At 62.7% G+C, this 23,273-nt stretch carries 15 protein-coding genes; 9 read left to right on the top strand and 6 right to left on the bottom strand.

The window, feature by feature from the left end:
- The first annotated feature begins 65 nt into the window (after window positions 1-65).
- On the top strand, window positions 66-740 hold the full coding sequence (locus B5T_RS21235; RefSeq protein ID WP_014996586.1) for a type 1 glutamine amidotransferase domain-containing protein: 675 nt from the start codon (window positions 66-68) through the stop codon (window positions 738-740).
- Between the two features lie 54 nt (window positions 741-794).
- The gene (locus B5T_RS21230) at window positions 795-1,286 is read left to right on the top strand and encodes a glutathione peroxidase (protein WP_014996585.1); all 492 of its coding nucleotides are present in this window, start codon (window positions 795-797) and stop codon (window positions 1,284-1,286) included.
- A 200-nt stretch (window positions 1,287-1,486) separates the two neighbouring features.
- Here the strand turns inward: B5T_RS21230 and B5T_RS21225 are convergent, their stop codons facing one another.
- Both B5T_RS21225 and trhA read right to left on the bottom strand, forming a co-directional pair.
- Complete coding sequence (locus B5T_RS21225; protein ID WP_014996584.1) at window positions 1,487-3,517, bottom strand: TonB-dependent receptor family protein; 2,031 nt, start codon at window positions 3,515-3,517, stop codon at window positions 1,487-1,489.
- A 171-nt stretch (window positions 3,518-3,688) separates the two neighbouring features.
- Window positions 3,689-4,345, bottom strand: coding sequence for a PAQR family membrane homeostasis protein TrhA (trhA, locus tag B5T_RS21220; RefSeq protein ID WP_014996583.1), 657 nt, complete (start codon window positions 4,343-4,345; stop codon window positions 3,689-3,691).
- Window positions 4,346-4,573: 228 nt separating this feature from the next.
- Between trhA and B5T_RS21215 the strand changes: the two genes are divergently transcribed.
- The 7 genes from B5T_RS21215 (at window position 4,574) to B5T_RS21185 (ending at window position 17,180) form a co-directional block, all read left to right on the top strand.
- A complete protein-coding gene (locus tag B5T_RS21215) occupies window positions 4,574-6,016 on the top strand; it encodes a catalase (RefSeq protein ID WP_014996582.1) in 1,443 nt (480 codons plus the stop codon).
- Window positions 6,017-6,285: 269 nt separating this feature from the next.
- Window positions 6,286-7,518: an efflux RND transporter periplasmic adaptor subunit gene (locus B5T_RS21210; protein ID WP_014996581.1), complete on the top strand. Its 1,233-nt coding sequence runs from the start codon at window positions 6,286-6,288 to the stop codon at window positions 7,516-7,518.
- Window positions 7,515-10,595 (top strand): multidrug efflux RND transporter permease subunit, encoded by a 3,081-nt coding sequence (locus B5T_RS21205; protein WP_014996580.1) that lies wholly within the window; start codon window positions 7,515-7,517, stop codon window positions 10,593-10,595. Before B5T_RS21210 ends, B5T_RS21205 begins: the two co-directional genes overlap by 4 nt.
- Entirely contained in the window at window positions 10,592-13,681 is a 3,090-nt protein-coding gene (locus tag B5T_RS21200; protein ID WP_014996579.1) for an efflux RND transporter permease subunit, read from the top strand. Before B5T_RS21205 ends, B5T_RS21200 begins: the two co-directional genes overlap by 4 nt.
- A gap of 16 nt (window positions 13,682-13,697) precedes the next feature.
- Window positions 13,698-15,140, top strand: coding sequence for an efflux transporter outer membrane subunit (locus B5T_RS21195; protein ID WP_014996578.1), 1,443 nt, complete (start codon window positions 13,698-13,700; stop codon window positions 15,138-15,140).
- A 108-nt stretch (window positions 15,141-15,248) separates the two neighbouring features.
- On the top strand, window positions 15,249-15,992 hold the full coding sequence (locus tag B5T_RS21190; protein ID WP_014996577.1) for a glutathione peroxidase: 744 nt from the start codon (window positions 15,249-15,251) through the stop codon (window positions 15,990-15,992).
- A gap of 324 nt (window positions 15,993-16,316) precedes the next feature.
- Complete coding sequence (locus tag B5T_RS21185; protein ID WP_014996576.1) at window positions 16,317-17,180, top strand: metal-dependent hydrolase; 864 nt, start codon at window positions 16,317-16,319, stop codon at window positions 17,178-17,180.
- A 44-nt stretch (window positions 17,181-17,224) separates the two neighbouring features.
- Here the strand turns inward: B5T_RS21185 and B5T_RS21180 are convergent, their stop codons facing one another.
- The 4 genes from B5T_RS21180 to B5T_RS21165 form a co-directional block, all read right to left on the bottom strand.
- Window positions 17,225-18,523 (bottom strand): serine hydrolase domain-containing protein, encoded by a 1,299-nt coding sequence (locus tag B5T_RS21180; protein WP_041717821.1) that lies wholly within the window; start codon window positions 18,521-18,523, stop codon window positions 17,225-17,227.
- A 54-nt stretch (window positions 18,524-18,577) separates the two neighbouring features.
- On the bottom strand, window positions 18,578-19,570 hold the full coding sequence (locus B5T_RS21175) for a helix-turn-helix transcriptional regulator (RefSeq protein WP_014996574.1): 993 nt from the start codon (window positions 19,568-19,570) through the stop codon (window positions 18,578-18,580).
- An 88-nt stretch (window positions 19,571-19,658) separates the two neighbouring features.
- On the bottom strand, window positions 19,659-20,477 hold the full coding sequence (locus B5T_RS21170; RefSeq protein WP_014996573.1) for a mechanosensitive ion channel family protein: 819 nt from the start codon (window positions 20,475-20,477) through the stop codon (window positions 19,659-19,661).
- Complete coding sequence (locus tag B5T_RS21165; protein WP_014996572.1) at window positions 20,470-23,169, bottom strand: AAA family ATPase; 2,700 nt, start codon at window positions 23,167-23,169, stop codon at window positions 20,470-20,472. Before B5T_RS21165 ends, B5T_RS21170 begins: the two co-directional genes overlap by 8 nt.
- Window positions 23,170-23,273 lie beyond the last annotated feature (104 nt).

Raw genomic sequence — 23,273 nt, 5'->3', positions numbered from 1 at the left:
CCCTTTTCGCCCCGGCGGCGGGTTCAAGTCATAAATCCTTTGGGTCGTCAGAGTAAGGAGCAGTGATGAATCTGGACAAACCCCTACTGATGTTGGTGACCAGTGCCGGTCAAATGGGACAAGGGCAACAAACCGGCCTGTGGCTTGAGGAATTTGCTGTGCCCTATGGTCTGTTTCGTGATGCCGGTATCCCGCTGCAGGTGGCCAGCCCGCTCGGCGGCAAGGTGCCGGTGGATCCGCGCTCGGTGCCGGATGACGCCGAGAAGGACGCCTGGCAGGACGCGATCATCGCGTTGCAGGATACCCGGGCTTTGGAGGACATCTGGGAAGACGGCTTCGCCGGCGTCTTCGTGCCCGGCGGCCATGGCGCCATGTTCGATATGCCGGATCATCCCATGGTGGCGCGGGTACTTAACCGTACCTGGGAACAGGGCGGGCTGGTCAGCGCCGTGTGCCATGGCCCGGCGGCGCTGGTGGGCGCCCGCGACGGCGCCGGCAAGCCGTTGGTGGAAGGCCGCGTGGTAAGCTGCTTCAGCAACGAGGAAGAACACGAAGTCGGGCTCGACGACGTCATGCCCTTCCTGCTGGAGAACCGGCTGCGCGAACTGGGCGCGGAAATCAGCAACGGTGACATGTTCAAGCCGCGCGTGGTGGAGGACGGCAACCTGATCACCGGTCAGAACCCGCAGTCCAGCACGGTGGTGGCGGAGGCCATCCTCAAACGATTACTGTCCCGGTAAGCCGGATGGCGGGCACGCCCGCCGCATCGGTCGGGGAACCAAGGAGTAATACAAATGAGTATCTACGACTATAACGCCGTCACCCTGGACGGCGAGGAGCGCTCCCTGGCCGATTTCAAAGGCAAGGTGCTTTTGATCGTCAACACCGCCAGCAAATGCGGTTTTACGCCCCAGTACAAAGGGCTGCAGGCGCTGTATCAACGCTACAAGGATCGCGGCCTGGTGGTGTTGGGCTTTCCCTGTAACCAGTTTGGTCACCAGGAGCCCGGCGATGAAGTGGAGATTGGTGCCTTCTGTGAAAAGAACTACGGCGTCGACTTTCCCATGTTCGCCAAAATCGACGTTAACGGCAGCGATGCTCATCCCCTTTATCGCTACCTCAAATCGGAAGCCCCCGGCCTGCTCGGCAGCGAAGGCATCAAATGGAACTTCACCAAGTTCCTGGTCGACCAAAGCGGCCGTGTGGTACGTCGCTACGCCCCCAAGGATAAACCGGAAGCGTTGGCAGCGGACATTGAGAAGGCCTTAAAAGCAGTTGACAGTTGATAGTGGACAGTTGACAGCGGAAAAACAAAAACAGGTGATCTTGAATCACTGTGGGAAGCTTGCTTGCAAGCGAATATTACTAAGCGCCTGAGCGACACCATTCGCTTGCAAGCAAGCTTCCCACAGCGGCTAAAGATCAGACCGTTCCGCGATCTTTTTCTTTTCGCTGTCAACTGTCCACTATCAACTGTCAACTATCTTCAAAGCTTTATTTCCATCCCCGCCACCCAGGTCCGTCCCGGGCCGGGCTCGAAGTAGCCGCGGCTGGCCAGTGGGCGGTCGCTGTTGGCGTTGATGCGGATGTTGGCGTAGTAGTCCCGGTCCAGCAGGTTATGGGCGGCGAGGTAGGTGGTCAGTTGGTTACCGCCGGCGAGCCGCCAGCGGTGGCCGACCCGGCCGTTGACCAGAGCGTAGCCGCCGACCCGGGTATCGTTGCCGTTCTCCGCGTAGACCGAGCTGATCATCAGGGTTTCCAGACTGGTGAAGGTGCCGCCGCGATAGTCCCGCTGCCATTCCAGGTAGAGCTGGTGTTCAGGCAGTCCCGGCAGACGATGGTCCCGCAGGGATTCGCCGCTTTCCTGGAAACGGCGGAACCGGTAATTGCCATAGGTCCAGGCGGCGCTGATCCGGTTCCAATCGTCCGGGTACCAGCTCAGTCCCAGTTCCACACCATCCCGCCGGGTACGGCCGGCGTTTTCATAGAAGGTGCGGCCGTCCTGCTCGAAAGGCACGATCTCGTCGCGGGTGCGGACGGTGAACAGGGTCAGTTCGTACTGCACGGTGCCGGACAGGTCGCCACGGGCACCGATCTCACCATTCACGGCTTTTTGCGGTTCCAGGTCCGGGTTGAAGCCGCCGCCGTCGGGATTGGCGAATTCGGTGAAGGTGGGGCTCTCGAAGGCGGAGCCGATGTTGGCGAACAATTGATGGCGGGGATGGAGCCGCCAGTTCAATCCGGTGCTGTAACTGCGTTCGGTGAAACGGCGATGGCCGTCGTCGTTGCCGTCCGCCAGAAAGCGGTCGTCGATGGACAGCTGCAATCGGTCCAGACGTCCGCCGAAGGTCCAGGACCAGTACTCATTCAGTGGCAGGGTGGCCTGGGCGAACAGTCCGGCGGCGGTGGCGTTCTGCTGTTCATCGGCGGTGCGGCCCTGGCGCTCGCCGCTGGCACTGACCTGATAACGGTCACGATCATCCTCCTGCCGGTTCACTTCGGCGCCGACCACGTAGTTGAGCTTTCCGGCCTGGCCGGCATGGCGCAGGCCGGTGCCGTAGAATTGCCGCTCATAGCCCAGCTCGCTGCTGCCCGGGAAGGGTAACTGCTGTTCGAAATCGCGGTGGGTGTAGTGTAGATAACCCTGCCAGGCGCCTTGCTTCGTGGGCTGATCCCAGACCCAGCCCAGTCGTTGCTGGCGCACCACCTGGCCGGCGTCGAGCAGGTTGGAGAAGCGAGAGGCCTGATCACCATCCTCGTGCGCCTGGGCCCGGGTCAGGCCGCCGGGATCCTCGGCGGTGGGAATGTCCAGCACGTCCAGCAAGGTGGTGATGCGGCCGCCGTTGGCAAGAGCGTGCCGCCATTTGCCGTTAAGTTGATATTTCTCCACCCGGCTTTGTTGCCGCTGGCCATCGAAGGACAGGGCGGAAACGCCCAACGCGTAGTCATTGTTCTCGTCCCGCTGATACAGCGTGGCGCCGAGCTTGCGGTAGTCGTCGCTACCGCCGGCCACACGCAAGTGCGCCCCGGGAGGCTGGCTGCCGCCGTCGTCGCTGTTCAGCAACAGCACGCCGCCGGCGGCGTTGCCGTACAGGGAAGAGGCCGGGCCACGCAGCACCTCCACTTGCCGCAGCCGGTCCAGGTCAATGGCATCCACCTGGGACTGGCCGTCCGGCAGGGTATAGGGCAGGCCGTCCACACGCAGATGCAAGCCACGCACGCCGAAGGGCGCGCGGGCGCCGAAGCCACGGCTGGAGATGCGCAGGTTCTGGGCGAAATTATAGCGGTTCTGAAAGAACAGGCCGGGGACCCGGTTGAGGGTCTCGTCCAGTTGCAGGTTCGGGCGGCCCTCGCCGTGAGCCTGACTGTCCACCACTGTTACCGCCGCTGGCGTGTCCAGCAGCGCCTGGTTCTGACGGGGCGTGGTCACGGTCACCGTCTCCAGGGGAATCGGCTGGGCGCCTTGGCCAAGGCAGGGTAAAAGCAGCACGGGGGACAGCAGAACCGGATATCGCATGAGCACCTCTTGTTTGAATTATGGAATTAGCCGGTTTCGGCGTCCCGGGTCAATGCAACTTCCGTGCTGTTCCCCCAATACCTATGGATCGGGGGCGGGGAGAGGGGAAAGTGACGCGGATTGAAACGGCCGGGTGTTCACAGTGACTTGTTTCGAGACAGGCTCTTAGAATCAGACCGGCAGAACGCCGTAATACACCGCCAGGAAATGACAAACGCTGCCGCCGACCACGAACAGATGCCAGATGGCGTGGTTGTAGGGCAGGCGATCCGCCAGATAAAACACCACTCCACCGGTGTAGGTGAGGCCGCCAGCCAGCACCAGCCAGAAGCCCACGTCGTTGAGCCGGCCCACCAGTTCGCCGGAGGCGAATAATACCAGCCAGCCCATGACCAGATAGATGGCCACGCGGGCCAGTTTGTAGCGGTTGCCGAACACCAGCTTCAAGGCGATGCCGGCCAGCGCCAGCGACCAGATCACCGCGAACAGCACCCAGCCCACGGTGCCGCGCATGTTGACCAGCAGAAACGGCGTATAAGTGCCGGCGATCAGCGCGAAGATGGCGCAATGATCGAGCATCTTGTAGAACGCTTTGAGGGCGGGGCGGCGGGCACCGTGATAGAGGGTGCTGGCGGTATAGAGCAGAATCAGACTGGCGCCGAAGATGCTGAAGCCGACAATCTTCCAGGGATCGCCAAGCAGGCTGGCGGCCACCACCAGGATCACCGTGCCGACGATACTGAGAGCGGCGCCGATACCGTGGGTGAGACTGTTGAGAAACTCTTCCAGCCGGGAATAGGCGGTCGTGGCCACGGTTGTCGAGGTCATGCGGTTCGGAATCTCATGAACGGGTGAAAACACGCATCATGCGATGATTGCCGGCGGACTGTAAAGGCCGGGCATATTTGTCCGCTATGACATAAAGGCCAATGATCGAAAGGATCTATTGAACTCATGCCGCCTCACTGTTCGTTTTGTCACTCCGTTCGTCGTAACCTCGAAGGGTCATCTTAAACAGGCTCTTAACCCCCCAGGTTGAACCCAAGGAGAGGCATCATGAGTAAGAAGAAGCAGACCCTGACCACCAGCGCTGGGATTCCGGTGGCGGACAATCAGAACAGCTTGACGGCCGGTCCCCGTGGGCCGCTGCTGGTGCAGGACTGGCAGCTGTTCGAAAAGCACGCCCATTTCAACCGCGAGCGGATTCCCGAGCGGGTGGTGCACGCCAAGGGGTCGGCGGCATTTGGCACTTTCAAGGTGACCGGTGACATTACTCAGTACAGCAAGGCAAAGGTGTTCCAGCCCGGTGCCGAAACCGACGTGCTGTTGCGCTTTTCCACCGTGGCCGGTGAGCGTGGCGCCGCCGATGCCGAGCGTGATGTGCGGGGCTTCGCCCTCAAGTTCTACACCGAACAGGGCAACTGGGATCTGGTCGGCAACAATACGCCGGTGTTCTTCGTGCGCGATCCCTATAAATTTCCCGACTTCATTCGCACCCAGAAGCGTGACCCACGCAGTAACCTGCGCTCGGCCACGCATATGTGGGACTTCTGGTCGCTGAGTCCGGAATCCCTGCATCAGGTCACCATCCTGATGTCCGACCGGGGCCTGCCGAAAAGCTACCGGCACATGAACGGCTATGGTTCCCACACCTATAGTTTTATCAACGCGAACAACGAACGGTTCTGGGTGAAGTTCCACTTCAAGACCCAGCAGGGCATTGAATGTCTGACCGATGCCGAGGCCGCGGAGATCGTCGGGGGCGACCGCGAATCCCATCAGCGTGATTTGTTCAACGCCATCGAAAACAAGGACTTCCCGACGTGGCGTGTGTGCGTGCAGATCATGCCGGAAGCGGAGGCGGAGAACACGCCCTACAACCCGTTCGATCTGACCAAGGTATGGCCGCACGGCGACTATCCGCTGATTGAAGTCGGAGAGCTGACCCTGAACCGCAATCCGGAAAACTATTTCGCCGAAGTGGAACAGGCCAGTTTCAGCCCCGCCAATGTGGTGCCGGGGATCAGCCACAGCCCCGACAAGATGCTGCAGTTCCGCATCTTCAGTTACGCCGACGCGCACCGTTACCGGCTTGGTGTTAACTACGAGAGCCTGCCGGTGAACCTGCCGCGCTGTCCGGTGCATGGCTATCACCGTGATGGCCGGATGCGTTTCGATGGCAACGGTGGCGGCAGCGTCAACTATGAGCCGAACAGCTTTGGCGGCCCGGTGGAGGATCCGGCATTCAAGGAGCCGCCGCTGAACATCAGCGGTGACGCCGATCGCTATGACCACCGCGAAGGCAATGACGACTACACCCAGGCCGGCGACCTGTTCCGGCTGATGACACCGGAACAGCAGGAGCGCCTGTTCGGTAACATCGCCCGTGCCATGGACGGGGTGCCGGAAGAGATCGTGCGCCGGCAACTTGAGCACTTCGAGAAAGCCGATCCGGCCTATGCCGCAGGAGTGGCCAAGGCGTTGGGGCTGAGTCGCTGATACGCCGGGTGTCAGCCCATCGCGGTCTGTGAGCGAAGTGGCTGCTCACGGGCCGCGAGGCTTGCCGGCGTCATCGCCTTACATTCCTTACGGAACTGTGCATTAAATGTGGATCCCTTCGGGTGCGGTTGCGCCCGGGGGAAGGCGCTCTCTAGAATGCGAGTCGTTATCATCTGATCGCCCTGCCCGGTGAGGTCTCTGGTGCCCGTGCTCGCCCGAGTGCGGCGTCGGCATCGCCGGCGGATTGACCCTGTGCCGGTGCCGACTCCATGTCCGAAACTCGTTCCGTTCCATTGTCCCGTTCTCGCCTGGCCTGGGCGGTGCTGCTCGTCGTCGTGCTCGGCGGGCTCTGGTATCTGTTATCCCGTTCCAGCTCCACGCCCACCGGGCCGATGCCGCGCAACGCCTGGGAGGGCCCGGTGGCGGTGCGGGTGGTGAATGCCGAAGCCGGTGACCTCAATGTTCAGATCAAGGCCATTGGCACGGTGACGCCGCTGAATACCGTCACCGTGCGCAGCCGGGTGGACGGGGAACTGGCCCGCGTGTTGTTCGAGGAAGGCGCGGAAGTCAGCAAGGGCACCCTGCTGGCGGAGATCGATGCGGATCCGTATCAGGTGCAGCTGGCTCAGGCCCAGGGGCAGTATCAGCAGAACAAGGCGGAACTGGCCGGCGCCGAGCAGGATCTGGCGCTGTACCAAACGCTTTATAAACAAGACTCCATCGCCCGGCAGCAATTGACCCAGCAGCAGGCGCTGGTCAATCAGCTGCGGGGCGCGGTGAAGGCGAATCAGGCGCAAGTCGACGATGCCCGCCTGCAGCTGTCCTGGACCCGTATCGAAGCGCCGATCGACGGCCGGCTCGGCCTGCGCAACGTGGATGCCGGAAACCTGGTGAGCAGCGGCGACACCGATGGGCTGGTGACGATCACCCAGATGCGGCCGATTTCGGTGGTGTTCACGGTGCCGGAGACGCAACTGGATGCGGTGCGCAATGCCTTCGCCACGGGCGCGGCAATGCCGGTTCAGGCACTGGATCGCAATGGCGCCACCCTGCTGGCCAGCGGCCGCCTCACCACCCTGGACAATCGCATTGATACCGCCACCGGAACCCTGCGTTTGCGGGCGGAATTCGCCAACGAGAAAAACGAGCTGTTCCCGAATCAGTTCGTCAATGTGCGCTTGCAACTGCGGACCCTGCCGGACGCGGTGACCATTCCCACCGACGCGGTGCAATACGGCTCTCAAGGCACCTATGTTTATGTGATTGAAGAGCAGAAGGCGCAATTGCGGCCCATTACGCTGGGGCCGGTGGACGGTGACCGTATCGCTGTGAGTGAAGGGCTGGCCGACGGCGAGGCGGTGGTGCTGGAAGGCATGGAAAGGCTGCGTGATGGCCGTGACGTGATCCTGGTGGAAGGCGACAGCCAGCCGGTTGCTCCGGCCGGAGCCGGTGAAGGTGCCGCCGGCGGTCGCCGCGGTGGTGGTCAGGGCGGCCGTCCATGAGTCTGTCCCGGCCGTTCATCCTGCGTCCGGTGGCGACTTCGCTGCTGATGGTGGCGCTGCTGGCGGCGGGGCTGCTGGCCTGGCGGCTGTTGCCGGTGGCGGCGTTGCCGCAGGTGGATTACCCGATCATCCAGGTGTTCACCTTCCAGCCGGGGGCCGGGCCGGATATCACCGCGCGTACCATCACCGCGCCGCTGGAGCGCAGCCTGGGGCAGATCCCGGGGCTCAAACAAATGTCGTCCACCAGTTCCGGTGGGGCGTCGGTCATTACCCTGCAGTTTTCCCTGGAGGTGGATCTGGGGGTGGCCGAACAGGAAGTGCAGGCGGCCTTGAACACCGCCGACAACCTGTTGCCCAGCGACCTGCCGACGCCACCGATTTATCGCAAGGTGAATCCCGCCGATGCACCGATCCTGACTCTGGCGATCACTTCGGACACGCTGCCGTTGCCGGGTGTGTACGATCTGGTGGATACGCGCATGGCGCAAAAGCTGGCGCAGTTGGGCGGTGTCGGTATGGTCAGCCTGGCCGGCGGTCAGCGGCCGGCATTGCGTGTGCGGATCAACCCCATGGCCCTGGCCGCCTATGACCTGGATCTGGAGGACGTGCGCAGCGCCATCGCCGCCACCAATACCAACCAGCCCAAGGGCAGTTTCGATGGCCCGCAACGTTCCACCTTGCTGGACGCCAATGACCAGATTCGTTCGGTGGAGGATTACCGGCAACTGATTCTTACCTGGATCGACGGTGCGCCCCTGCGCCTGGGTGACGTGGCCACCATCATCGACGGCGCCGAGGATCGCTTCCTGGCCGCCTGGGCCGATACCCAACCGGCGGTGTTGCTCAATATCCAGCGCCAGCCCGGCGCCAATGTCATCGACGTGGCCGACAGTGTGCGCGAGTTGCTGCCGCAACTGATCAATACCCTGCCGGCCTCGGTGGACGTGACGGTGCTGACCGACCGCACCCAAAGTATCCGTGCCTCGGTGCGGGATGTGCAGAAGGAACTGGTGTTCGCCATCGCTTTGGTGGTGCTGGTGACCTTCGCCTTCCTGCGCAATGTTCCCGCCACCATCATTCCCAGCGTGGCGGTGCCGCTGTCCCTGGTGGGGACTTTCTCGTTCATGTATCTGGCCGGCTTCTCCATCAACAACCTGTCGCTGATGGCGCTGACCATCGCCACCGGCTTCGTTGTCGATGACGCCATCGTCATGCTCGAAAACATCGCCCGGCACCGCGAACAGGGCGCCTCGAAAATGGAGGCGGCCTTGAAGGGGGCCGGGGAAATCGGTTTTACCCTGGTGTCGCTGACCTTCTCCCTGGTGGCGGTGTTGATTCCCCTGCTGTTCATGGGGGATGTGGTTGGGCGGCTGTTTCACGAGTTCGCGGTGACGCTGGCGGTGGCCATCGTTATCTCCCTGGTGGTGTCGCTGACCCTCACACCGATGATGAGCGCGCGCATGCTCGACAAGCCGCCTGGCCATGACGAGCAGTCGCCGGGGTTGATGAACCGCGTCATTCGCCGCTATGGCCAAGCGCTGGACTGGGTGCTGGAAAGACAGCCCCTGGCCATGTTGGTGATGCTCGGCACCATCGCCCTGACCGCGGTGTTGTACCTGCTGGTGCAAAAAGACTTCTTCCCGGTACAGGACAGCGGCGTGATTCAGGTGGTGACGGAGAGTCCGCAAACCTCATCGTTTGCCCGTATGTCGGAACGGCAGCAAGCGTTGGCGGCGGCGTTGCTGGAAGATCCGGGCGTGGCCAGTCTGTCATCGTTCATCGGCGTCGATGGCACCAACACCACGCTCAACAGCGGCCGCATGCTGATCAACCTGCCGGCCCACGGAGAACGCGACGGCTCCGCCTTCGAAGTGATGGACCGGCTGCGAGAGCGGGCGGAAAAGGTCGAAGGGATCACCGCCTGGTTCCAGCCGGTACAGGAACTGAGCATTGAGGACAGAGTCAGCCGCACGCAGTACCAGTTCACGCTGACCACCCCGGACAGCGCCACCCTCAACGAATGGGTGCCGCTGCTGATCGAGGCGCTGCGGCAGCAACCGGAACTGGCGGATGTGGCCTCGGACCTGCAATACGACGGCCTGCAGGCGTATGTGGATATCGACCGCGATGCCGCGGCGCGCCTGGGTGTCAGTGTCTCCGCCATTGCCGGCGCGCTGCAGAACGCCTTTGCCCAGCGCCAGATCGCCACCTTGTTCACCCAGGCCAATCAGTATCGGGTGATTCTGGAAGTGGGCCCGGAGCACGCCGAGGGCCTGTCCGCGTTACAGACCACTTATGTACCCACCGCCTCCGGCCAGCCGGTGCCGTTGTCCAGTGTGGCCCGCGTCACCCAGCGCCCGGCGGCGTTGCTGATCAATCACCAGGGGCAGTTTCCGGCGGCCACCATCTCCTTCAATCTGGGGCCGGACGCGTCCCTGGGCGGGGCGGTGAAAGCGATCGAACGGGTACAACAGGAGATCGGTCTGCCGACGGAAGTGGAAAGCCGCTTCCAGGGCGCGGCGGAGGCCTTTCGTGCTTCGTTGTCGAATACCTTGTGGTTGATCCTGGCGGCGATTCTGACCATGTATATCGTGCTGGGTATTCTGTACGAGAGCACCATTCACCCGATTACCATTCTTTCCACTCTGCCTTCGGCCACCGTCGGCGCCCTGCTGGCATTGCTGCTCACCGGCCGGGCGCTGGATCTGATCGCGGTGATCGGGGTGGTGTTGCTGATCGGCCTGGTGAAGAAGAACGGCATCATGATGGTGGACTTCGCCCTGGAGGCGCAGCGCAATCAGGGGATGCCGCCGCGGCAGGCGATACATCGCGCCGCCATGTTGCGTTTCCGGCCGATTCTGATGACCACGCTGGCGGCGTTGTTCGGTGCCATTCCGCTGATGCTGGCCAGCGGTTCCGGTGCCGAACTGCGGCAACCGCTGGGCCTGGTGATGGTGGGAGGCTTGCTGGTGAGTCAGGTGCTGACGCTGTTCACCACGCCGGTGGTGTACCTGTTCTTTGACCGGCTGACGCGCCGCCGCTCACTGGTGGCGGACCAGGGCGAGGCGGGTCCGTGAACCCGGCGCGGGCGTTCATTCAACGGCCCATCGCCACTGTCCTGATGGCGGTCGCGGTGGTGCTGTCCGGTCTGCTGGCCTGGCGCCTGTTGCCGGTGGCGCCGTTGCCACAGGTGGATTTCCCTATTATCACGGTTTCCGCCAGCCTGCCGGGGGCCAGCCCGGAAAGCATGGCCGCCACCGTGGCGACCCCGCTGGAGCGCGCGCTGGGCAGTATCGACGGTATCACCTCGATCATCTCGTCGAGTAACCAGGGTGCCACGCAGATCATGCTGCAGTTCGAGCTGGGGCGTGATCTCAATGACGCTGCCCGTGATGTGCAGGCGGCGATCAATGCGGCACGCAGTCAGTTGCCTTCGGGCATGCCGGGCAACCCGCAGTATCGCAAGGTGAACCCGTCCCAGGCGCCGGTAATGGGCCTGGCGTTGTCCTCGCCGAATCTGGCGCCGAGCGAACTGTACGATGCCGCCGCTTCGATCCTGGCGCAGAAGCTGTCGCAAATCAGCGGGGTCGGTGAAGTCAGCGTCAGCGGCGCGTCGCTGCCGGCGGTGAGGGTGCAACTGGATCCCGGGGCGTTGCTGCAGTACGGCATTGCGCTGGATGACGTTCGCAACGCCATCAGCGAAGCCAATGCGTTGCAGCCGCTGGGTCTGGTGGAAAACGACGACCATCGCTGGGAGGTGCGCACCAGCGATCCACTGCGCAAGGCCAGCGCCTATCGCGAACTGGTGATTCGTCACCAGGATGGCGCGGTGGTGCGGTTGGAGGACGTGGCCGAGGTGTCGGATTCGGTGGAGAACCGCTACAGCAGCGGTTTTCACAATGATCACCCGGCGGTGATCATGATGATCAGCCGGCAGCCCGGCGCCAATATCGTCGAAACCATCGACGCCATCCGTGAGACCTTGCCGGGGCTGCGCGCGCTGATGCCGGCGGACAGTGAACTGGCGGTGGTGATGGATCGCTCGCCGGGGATCCGCGCCACCTTGCGTGAAGCGCAAATCACCCTGCTGATCGCGGTGGCTCTGGTGGTGATGGTGGTGTGGCTGTTTCTGGGCAGTGCCCGCACCGCGCTGATCCCCACCGTGGCGATCCCGGTGTCGCTGATCGGCAGCTTCGTGGTCATGTATTTCTACGGTTTCTCGGTCAATAACCTGTCGCTGATGGCGTTGATCATCGCCGCCGGACTGGTGGTGGACGATGCCATCGTGGTGCTGGAAAACATCGAGCGGCATATCGAGAACGGACTGTCGCCATTGCAGGCGGCGATCAAGGGGGCTGGCGAAGTGGGCTTCACGCTGCTGGCGATGAATCTGGCGCTGGTGGTGGTGTTCGTGTCGATCCTGTTCATGGGCGGTATCGTCGAGCGCTTGTTTCGCGAGTTTTCCATTACCCTGGCGGCGGCGATGCTGATTTCCCTGGTGGTGTCGCTGACTCTGACACCAAGCCTGTGCGCGCTTTGGTTGCGGGAAAAAGCCACCGGCGCGCCCTCGGCCCTGGCCCGGCGCAGTGAGGCCGCGTTCCATTCCCTGCAACACGCCTATGCCGTCAGTCTGGACTGGGCGTTGCGTCATCGGCTGCTTACCCTGCTTACCTTGCTGGCGGTGGTGGCGGTCAATGTCTGGCTGTATGTGGCGATCCCGAAAACCACGCTACCGCCGCAGGATACCGGACAAATTCGTGGCTTCGTCCGCGGTGACGACGGTTTTTCATTCCAGTTGATGCAGCCGAAGATCGAAGTGTTCCGGCAATTGATCATGGACGATCCGGCGGTGCAGGACGTCACCGGCACCAGCGGCGGCGACGGCGGCATCACCAATGCCCAGCTCACCATCAACCTCAAGCCGCTGGCGCAGCGGGGGGTGTCGGCTCAAGAGGTGGTCAACCGGCTGCGGGCCAAGGCGCCTCATGTCCCCGGTGGCATGATGTTCCTGATAGTGGATCAGGATATCCGGCTGTCGGGAGGATTCAGTCGCAGTGATTATGAGTTGGTGTTGCGTTCGGATTCTCTGGAGTTGCTGGATATCTGGTCGCGTAAAGCATCGGAAGCGATGCAGAAACTGCCAGAGCTGGTGGACGTGGACTCCGCTGGTGACGAGGAAGCGCAACAGGTGGTGCTCGATATTGATCGTGAAGCGGCGCGGCTGCGCGGCGTTGACATGGCGACGGTGGCATCGGTACTGAACAACTCTTTCTCCCAGCGGCAGGTGGCCACGCTCTACGATGAATTGAACCAGTACCGGGTGGTGATGGAGTTATTGCCGCGCTACACCGAGCAGCCTTCGGTACTGGAACAACTGGAAGTGCTGACCGATGACGGCGCGCGCGTGCCGCTGTCCACCTTCGCCACCTGGGAATACGGGCTGACCAACGATCGCATTCGCCACGATTCCCAGTTTGCCGCCACGGGTGTGGGGTATGCGCTGGCCCCCGGCGTCACGCCGGTACAGGCGGAAGAGGCGATCCAGAAGGCGCTCAACGACATCATGCTGCCGCCGAGCGTGTACGCCGGGCCGGGCTCCGACCGGCCCAATTTCGAAGGCAACCTCAGTCAGCCTTTGCTCATTCTGTCGGTACTGCTGGCGGTGTACATGGTGTTGGGCATGTTGTACGAAAGCACCCTGCACCCGCTCACGATTCTTTCCACTTTGCCCTCCGCCGGTATTGGCGCGTTGCTGGCGCTGCGTATCAGCGATACGCCCTTCAGCCTGATCGCGCTGTTGGGATTGTTCCTGCTGATCGGCATCGTGATGAAGAACGCCATTCTGATGATCGACTTTGCCCTGGAAGCGCAGCGCCGGGATGGCCTGGCGCCGCTGGCGGCGATTCGCCAGGCGGCGTTGTTGCGGTTACGGCCGATTCTGATGACCAACCTGGCCGGTCTGCTCGGCGCGGTGCCGCTGGTACTGGGACTCGGCGAGGGATCGGAGCTGCGCCGGCCGCTTGGCATCACCATCATCGGCGGCTTGGCGTTCAGCCAGCTGTTGACGCTGTACACCACGCCGGTGATCTACCTGTATCTGGAAACACTGCGCCAGCGCACCCTGCGCCGCCGGGCGGGCGGCACCCCCCTGGAGTCGGTATGAAGAGAAGAGGCCCGTAATGAAGCGTTTATCCGCCACTTCCCTGCTGTGTTTGCTGGCCCTCGCCGGTTGCACCCTGGGGCCGGACTATCGCACGCCGGAGAGCGCCATTCCGGCGCAATTCCAATACCAGGACGGTTGGCGAACCATGCCGGAGCAGCCCTGGGTGGCCCAGGGTACCTGGTGGGAAGCTTTTGACGATCCGGTGCTGACCGATCTGATCCGGCGCGCGGATCAGGCCAGCCAGACCCTGGCCCAGGCGGAAGCCCGCTTCCGCGCCGCCGAGGCGCAGTGGCGTCTGGCCCGTGGTGAATACAGTCCGCAGCTGGACGCGTCCGTTAACGGTACCCGTAGCGGCGGCAGCGATACCGACCCCGGCAACCTGTTCAGTGGCCGTCTGGATATCAGCTGGGCGCCGGACCTTTGGGGGCGGGTACGGCGCCAGGTCGAAGCGGAACGTGCCGGTCTGGCCGCCAGCGCCGCCGACATCGCCGCCGCCCGATTGACCCTTCAGGTCGCGGTGGTGCAGGGCTATGTTCGCGTCCGCGCGCTGGATCGCCAGCGCGATATTCTCGAACTGACCATGGCGGCTTACGATCGCTCGGCGGAGCTGACCCGCAACCAGTACAACGCCGGCATCGTGTCCCGGTCCGATGTGATCCAGGCGGAAACCCAGCGCCAGTCCCTGCGCACGCAGCTCTATGATCTGCAACAACAACGCGCCCAGGAAGAAAATGCGCTGGCGGCCTTGCTGGGTGTGGCGCCGGTGTCGTTCAGCATTGCCGCCACCGAGGACCTGCCGCTGTTGCCGGCGCTGCCGGCCGCCCTGCCATCGGTGCTGATCGCGCGCCGCCCGGATGTGGTGGTGGCGGAACGGGGCGTGGCCCAGGCCAACGCGCTGATCGGCGTGGCCCAGACCGCCTGGTTGCCGGATCTCACCTTGAGCGCCTATGGCGCTTTGCAGGATGACACCTTCTCTGGCTTGTTCGATGCGCCGCAACGAATCTGGTCGGTGGGGCCATCGCTGGCGCTGACAGTGTTCGACGGCGGCCGTCGGCGCGCCACCCGCGATATTGCGGTGGCGCAGTACGATGAGCAGGTGGCGAACTACAGACAGACCGTCCTGGACAGTCTGCGCGATGTGGAAGACGCCCTGGCGACGATGCAAATTCTTCGCGAGAAAGCGGAACAACAGGATGAGCTGCTGGCCTTGGCGGAACAGAACGAAAGCGTCATTACCAACCGCTACCGCGCCGGCATGGTGTCTTTCCTGGAGGTGGCCACGGCGCAAAATCTCACTCTGGAAGCGCGCCGCTCGCGCCTGGATATCACCAGCCAGCAATTGCAGGCGGCGGCGGAACTGGCCGCCGCCATAGGTGGCGGTTGGGACCTGGATGACCCGGTGATTCAACGTATAGCCCGTCCTGAACCCCGCGAGCAGGGAGTAAAGAGTGATTCATAGTGAAGGGCTATGGTGAATATAGAGGCAAACGTTTTTATTGATTGTGGCTCTTTCCTTATGCTCCTTGTCTATCAGAGACGTAATGAATGAAAGACGAGGAGAGTGTCCATGTTGAGCAATCGGGAAGGCCAGCGTGTTCCGGAAGTCACCTTCCGCACCCGGGTGGGCAATGAATGGCGGGACGTGACCACCACGGACCTGTTCCAGGGCAAGACGGTGGTGGTATTCGCGTTACCGGGAGCCTTCACGCCGACCTGCTCGTCCACTCACCTGCCGCGTTACAACGAGCTGGCGCCGGTGTTCAAAAGCAACGGCGTGGACGACATTCTGTGTCTGTCCGTCAACGACGCCTTTGTCATGGACGCCTGGGCGGGCGACCAGGCGGCGGAGAACATTCGCTTTATTCCCGATGGCAACGCCGAGTTCACCGAGAAAATGGGCATGCTGGTGGGCAAGAAGGAGCTGGGTTTCGGTTCCCGCAGCTGGCGTTACTCGATGCTGGTGAAGGACGGTGTGATCGACAAAATGTTCATCGAACCGGACCAGCCCGGTGACCCGTTCGAGGTGTCCGACGCCGACACCATGCTGGGTTATATCAATGGCGAGGCGGCGCTGCCCAAGCGGGTGACGGTGTTCAGCAAACCGGGTTGCCCACACTGTGCCCGCGCCAAGAACGCGCTGCGTGAAGCGGGCTACAGCTTTGAGGAAATCGAGCTGGGCAGCCGTGGCCTCAGCTACAGCACCCTGGCGGCGGTGACCGGCGCCGGTACCACCCCGCAAGTCTATATTGAAGGCGAACGCATTGGTGGCGCCGATGAATTGGAGCAGTGGCTGGCGGCCGCCGTTTCCTGACTCTTACCCGCGCTCACCGGGTAGCGGCGCACAAGGACGCGCGCCCACTGTTTTTCCCCAAGTGACTTCCCCCTCCTCGGCCGGCTCCCCGCCGGCCTTTTTTTGTGACCACCGTCCAGGGCGGTCACCCTTCGGGGATGCGGCTCCGCTGTCCACGATGGAGGGAATGCCGTTTCTTCTAAACCCTGATCGGCTGGTGCCGGACGTCCGCCAGGCCGTTTTTGGCATTCCGGGCAGGGTAAAATGGCACAAGCGGCACTGGCGTGCCGAATCGCCGTGATCGCATAGTGAGGGTCATTCGAGAAGTTCATCGGGAGACCGGGCATGAACGCCAAAGTGACCGCCATGCGGACCAATGCCAGTGACATCCAGCCGCGCCGCATGGATTTCCAGTTCGATCCGTCCATGTCGCGCTACTGGTTCGCCGACGATCAGTTCAAAACCATGCTGCTGACGGCCTTGTCCTGCACCTTTCCAGAGGGCGAGCGTTTCTTCGTCCGCGCCGTGCGCCACTATCAGAAACAAATCTCCGATCCGGATCTGCGTGAGCGGGTCAAGGGATTTATCGGCCAGGAGGCGCACCACGGCAAGGAGCATGAAGCGTTCAATGACTTCATGGAAGAAAAGGGCGTGCCGACCCGCAAGGTCCATGACTTCGTGCACAACGGTATGAAGTGGATCGCCAAGAATCTGTCTCCGGAGCGGCAATTGGCCAAGACCTGCGCGTTGGAACATTTCACCGCCATGCTGGCGGAGCTGATCCTGGAAAACCCGGAATTCCTCGAAGGCATGGACGAACGCATGCTGCCGCTGTGGCTGTGGCACGCGGTGGAGGAAAGCGAGCATAAGGCAGTGGCCTACGACGTGTACGCGGATCAGGTCGGCAGTTACTGGATTCGCACTTCGGAAATGGCGCTGACCACGGTGGAGTTCATCGGCTTCACCGTTTTTCACTATATCCAGTTGCGTCAGGGCATGGACGACAAACGGGATCTGCGTTCCGTGGGGAACGGGCTTAACTGGTTGCTCGGCCGGCCGGGTTGGCTCCGGCGCCTCGGACGATCCTATGTGGCGTACTACAAGCCGTCTTTCCATCCGGAAAAGAAAGACAGCCGCGCTGTACGTGAACAGGCACTGAAAAAGCTGGCGCGGATGCTCGATCGTCCAGAGTTGCAGGGCGCCGGTTAAAACACCAAAAAATGGCCGGCAGGTTAGTTCGCCGGCCATTGCCGTTAGTGCAGGGCTTCGGTGATGGCGTCGAGGGCCGCCGTGGTGGAGGTATAGGTGAAGCTGGAGCTGGCCACCGGGTGAGAAGAGAACTTCACCACCACCAGTTCCGCTTGCGGATCAATGTGAATCATCTGGCCGTGGATGCCGGCCGCCTGTAAGGCGCCATGGTCGTTGTGGGTCTGGTACCACTGATTGTGGTAGGACTGCCCCTGACGGAAATCCAGCCCGCCACCCTCGAATTTGGACCGCTCGCCCCCCTTGAAGATGTCCTCGATAGCGGCCTTGCTGACCATCTGCTCACCATTGTAATGGCCTTTGCGGCGCACCATTTCGGCGAAGCGGGCGAGGTCGCGCAAAGTGGCGTTCATGCCACCGCCGGCCAGCGGCGTGCCGTGGGGATCCACCAGGACATAGGCATCCCGTTCGGCACCCAGCTTGCTCCAGATACGCTCGGACAGCAGGTCGGTGTAGTCCCGCCCGGAGGCTTTGCTGATGATCCAGGCCACGACTTCCGACTGCACCGTCTGATAGGTGAACTGCTTACCGTGCTCGCCGCTCTTCTCGGTCAGGCTGGTGAGAAATTCATAAAGGGAGGCCGGACCCTGATAGTTTTTCGGCTTCGGCAGAATGCCGGAAGAAAAGGCGTAGCGGTAAACGTCGGAGGTGAAATCCTTGTAGTCCTCGCGGTAACGCACCGCGGCGGTCATATCCAGCACCTGCTGTACGGTGGCGTCACCCCAGGCGCTGTCTTTCAACTCCGGCACGTAATGGGCCACGGTGGCGTCCGGGTCCAGCTCGCCACGCTGGATCATGTCGGCGGCCAGCAAGCCGGTGACCGACTTGGTAACGGACCACAGGATGTGCTGATCCTGATCGTCCATGCCATCGGCGTAGGTCTCGTACACCACCCGCCCCTTGTGCAGCACGATGAAGGCGTCGGTATAGGTGTCGCGAAGCCACTCGGCGACGGTGGTGGTCTGGCCGCTGCCGTCGTCGAAGCGGAGGTCGCCCAGGCCGCGGTCCTTGTGTTTCAGCTTCGACACATCCGCCAGGGGATCGCGGGCGATGCCTCGTGAGGGTTGCAGTTCGCGCATGTGGTGCAGTGCCCAGCGGCCATTGGGGAAACGGTTGAAATTGGCCTGGGTGACCAGCTTGTCCGGCGGTGGGGGGAAGCCCTGCATCAGTTGCAGTTTGGACAAGGTGGTGCTTTCCGGTGACGGAAGTTGCGGTGTTTCGGTATGGCCCTGGGTGGCGATCAACAGAGCAGTGGCCGCCAAGCCGTAACGCAGGCTTTGTAGCATGGTGTTCTCCCGATGGTTGTAATCTTTATTGGTTCCCGGGGTGAACAGGATCACTCAACCGTACAGGGCCACGCGTTTGCGGCCCGGTGATTCACCGAACCAGTCGCGGAAGGCGCGATAAAACTGCGCCGTCTGACGGTAACCGAGCCGCACCGCCAGTTGTTCGGTGGTGAGCTCACGCCAGGGCATCAGTGTCAGCGCCAGTTGCCGGCGGCTGGTGCTGAGCAGGGAACGGAAATCCTGCCCCTCCGCTTCCACCCGCCGTTGCAGGGTGCGTTCGCTCACCGCCAGTAGCGAGGCGCACAGCGCCAGCGGCTTGCCCGGCAGCCCCACCACGGTCGGCAGCAGGCCGCGCACCGAGTCGCTCCAGCCGAGGCCGGGTTGCATGCGCCGCAGCTGCCGTTCACGCTGGCCAAGGACGTCGAGGCTCCCGGCCGTGGCGGAGGGTTGCAACAGGTGGGCGTTGCTGAACACCACGCCGTCCTGCTCTTCCCCGCTGCTCACCGGCACGCCCAGCAGCGCCTCCAGATCCCGGCGGTCCCGCTCGCCATGATGAGCGCGCAGAGTCACGCGCCGTATGCGCAAGGGACTGCCGCGTTCCAGCAGGCGGCAGGTGGAATACAGCAATGCCAGGGCCTGGCCGTCGTAGCCCTCGAAGCCGGGGCGCCGGAACAGCTGCAGGCTGCTTTCCTCGGCACCGATCCGCAGACGGTAGTCACCCAGCTCCGAATGCAGGCACAGGTAGCGCTGGTACTGGTTGACCCGGTCCAGAATGTCGCCGGGGATCGGCGACAGGCCGGGGAACAGCCGGCGCTGTTGTTCCAGCGCCTGAAAACCCCGGGCCAGCAGTACCGGATCCCCCTGTTGATTGGCAAGCCGGGCGGTCAGATCGGCGCAACGCCAATGGTTGATCCGCTCCGCTTCGGTGCAGCGTTCCAGACGGTACTCGTTGAGCGCCTGATCCAGCCTTCCCCCGGGCACATGCGCATCCAGGGCCGCCACCACATGATGGAAGTTCTGACGGGACATGGTGGCATCGATGAGCATGGTCGGGACGGTTCCGGGAACAGACTGGCTCCCATTGTCGGTTTGTCCCGCGGACCGGCAAGTGCAATTCACGTCAACCTCCCCGGTGTCAGCCACGTAAAATCCGCGGACGAGGGATCCCGCGCTCCCTGAACAGGGTGGTGACCCGCGTCACCACGTCGCTGCGGAAGGCGGTCTCGTAGCGCACGTCCAGGACATAGGCCTTGGTGCGGAAACGAATCGCCAGGGCATTGCCGATTTCCACTTCTTCGATGGCGAAGGACACCGGCTTTTTCAGATAAGCGTAGCGGCTGGTGACCACCACTTCGCGAATCAGCGCCTCGATCCGTTCCAGATCCGCGTCCAGGGCGACATGGAAGTCCGACACCACCATCATATCCAGGGCGCCGGCATTGCCGGAGGCGACGGCGTCGGTAATGAACAGGGAGTTGGGGATGGTGACCAGATTGTCGTCCAGGGTTTGCAGCCGCACCGCGCGCAAACCTATGGCCACGATCTCGCCATAGGTATCGCCGAACTGCACCCGGTCGCCCACCTGGAATGGCCGGTCGAACAACAGCAGCAGCCCGGCCACCAGCGATGCCACCACATCCTTGAGAGCAAAACCCAGCGCCACCGCCAGGGAGCCGGCGGCGGCCAGAATGAACTCCCTGGGCGGGTTCAGAACGCCGAGGATGAGGGCGCCGGTACCGAGCGTGTAAATCAGAAAGCTGACCAGCGTGATGAACTGAAGAATCAGGAAGCGGCGGCTGGGCAACCGTTCCATCAGGGAATGGCCGAGCCGGTTCAGCCCCCAATTGAGCGCCCACAGAAACAGCCCGCCGAGAATCAGCAGCAGTATGGCGTAGACGTTGAACAGGTCGATCACCACCGCCAGGTCGCTGACAATGTCGCCGTTCTCATTCATGGAGCAGATTCTTCCTGTTCAGTTGATTGATCACGGTGCGATACCACATCGGCACCACTCGGTAGCGGCTGTCTTCCCCCTTATAGATGAACCCGGCATCCTGGCCCGCTTTGAGCGCGGAGCGCACCACATTCTCGGAGAGATCGGTAACGTCGACGATTTCATCGCTGGACAGGTTTTCGTGGCTGACGATGGCGGCGTAAACGAACATCAGCGAATCGCCGGACTGGCCGGCGGCCAGCGTCGACGACGGCTGTGCCGGCAGGCCCACCAGCACCTGCCGGGAGGTGACCTTGATCGATGTCAGCCACAGTTTCAGCGCGACCATCGGGTTGCCGCCGCAGGCGTCCCACAGCAGACTGAAATAACGCTGCTCCGCATTGCGCATATTGCCGGCCTCCGGACCACGGGAGGACAGCAGCAGATCATCGTAGCGCAGCTTCTGTTTACTGAGGTGGTGGCGTGACAGGATCAGTGAGCGGATCTCGCTTTGATCCCAGCGTTTAACCTTGATGACCCGGCGGAACTGGTAGTCGTGGCCGAACACGTTGGAGAGATAGGACCAGCTCTGGTTGTTGATCAATACCAGCCAGAACAGGTTGTCCAGACGGGCGTTGGTGAGCGTGAGCAAGGTCTGCCAGCCTTCCAGTCCGCCGATGCGGGCGAGAAAGCAGTTTTGTGTCTCGTCCAGGATCAACAAGGTGGGCGGGCGCTGCTCATCGTTCTTCACCAGGCTGGCGGGGCCCTCGTCCAGGGATTCGCCGAGAGCATCGGCGATCATCGAGGTCACCGCTTCCGGTGTGACCGTGCGTGGTGGCACCGATACCGTCACCAGGCGCAGGTCCGGTTGTTCCTTTTCCATTTTGCTGACCAGCTTGCGCATGGCCATGCTTTTGCCGCTGCCCTTCTCGCCGGTCACCAGCAGCGCATTTTCTTCCACACTTTCAGAATGCCACTGCTCCACCGCCTTGATCATCGCATTGAGCAGGCCGGTATCGATAAACGGGGTTTCCTGATCGTCCGGCAACTGACTGGCGAACCACTTTTGATATTCCTTTCCGGCCTCGCTGGTGTCTTCCCGGGCCGGTTCCTCATCCTCGCCGACCCCCTTGGTGCGCAGCCGGAACCAGCGCGCCTTGAGGCGCAGATACCAGTCCAGCTCGCCGAGCAGCATGTCCAGGTAATGAAACAGAAAGTTCACCAGCGCCACCGGTAACAGTACCGGTGCGATCCAACCAAAACGCATGCCCTTGAGCAGGCGCTCCGCCATCGGGTCCAGGGACGATGGCAGAATATTCTGTAAACACAGCAGATAATCGTCACGGCGGAAAACCAATAGCCGCCCGATGGCGATATAAAGACATACCGCCACTAGCACCGCGCAGAGCAAACCGATGAGAGAGTGGCCAAGCAGCCGGTCCACCGCGAACCACAGCGCCCAGGGCAGCATCATCCACAGCGCCTGACGGCGGGCCAGGGCGCTGACTTCGGTGATCTGCGTGTCATTGAGGTAGCTGTGGGCGCTTTGACAAACGCGGAACACCAACCATTCGCCGAACAGCCACAGCAGACCAAACAGGACGTACAGGCGTGCCAGCGGTAACAGCCAGCGCACCACCTGGGTGGACGGGGAATCCAGCAACGGCGCCAACAGATGAATCACCAGCCAGAGCAACAGCCAGGGCACCAGGGGCGCGACGCCGCTGAGCAGCCGGCTGGCGTTCCACAGCCAGCGTTTCTGGCCGGCCCGGGAAACCAGGCGCTCATGCAGGCGCAGCAGGGCACGGCGGCCGCGCCGGCCCAGTTTCATCACCAGCGCCAGGATGGCGAGGCCGAGTATCACCGCCAGGGCGTTGCTGACCAGCGGGGTGTAGTGGCGAATCTCCCGGTTCAGAGTCCATTCCCGGTAGGTCTGCGCCAGACCCTGGTGGAGACGGTCGATGGTCATCCGTGCCTCAAGGCCGAGCAGTGGGAGCCACTCCGCCGGTGCGTAGCTGAGCCACAGTCGCAGCACGCCCTGGCGCTGCCACAGCCCCGAGCGCAGCGCCAGTTGTTGCCGCCGGGTTTCATAGTGGTGACGCCATAGCGCCAGGCGCTGCGGGGCGGGGATATCCGCCTGGATGTCCGCCACCGGCGGCGGCCAGAGAACGTCGAGCTGGCGGGCGGCGTTGGCCGGCTGGTTACGCAAGGGCGGGAGCAGGGCGATCAGCGCGGAGAGATGATCACGCAATGGCCCCGGAGTGACCAGCGGATCGGTTTCCAGGGCCGTCAGGGACTGGTATTCCTCAAGCAACGCCAGTGCGGCGGCGCGTTCCTGACGGGACAGGGAAAACCATTGGTCTCGTTGGTCATCAAGCAGAGCGCGGACGCCGCGGCGTTCGGTAACCGCCTGATTGAGGCGCTCCTCCAGTTGCTCACAGCTCAGCGACGGTGGCGTGATGGGGCCGGGCGGGGGCAGGTTGGCGGCGTCCGCCGGTGCGCCAAGCGCCTGATTCAACGTGTCTGGAGCAATCGGCGTCCCGTCCAGCAAACGCTGCAGGGGCGCCACCTGCCGATCCATGCTGACGGTTTGCTGTTCCCATTGTTCCAACTGCCGCTGTTCCCGGGCGCAGGTGGTCTCGGTGGCCGCGTTGGCCTGGCCGGCGAAAGCCAGCAGCAGCCCGGCCATCGACATAAACCAGCGAAGCCCCATAGTGTCTCCCTTACCTGTTGTCCGCCCTGTCCCTCGTCCGACCCATTGTAGGGAGCCGGGGGAGGGGCGTCATCCGTAAGAGCCCTAAGACCGGCTCTTACGCT

This window comes from Alloalcanivorax dieselolei B5, from assembly GCF_000300005.1.
Classification (GTDB): domain Bacteria; phylum Pseudomonadota; class Gammaproteobacteria; order Pseudomonadales; family Alcanivoracaceae; genus Alloalcanivorax; species Alloalcanivorax dieselolei.
The sequence above is the reverse complement of the archived record's forward strand: the minus strand, read 5'-3'. Positions and strand labels throughout refer to the sequence as shown.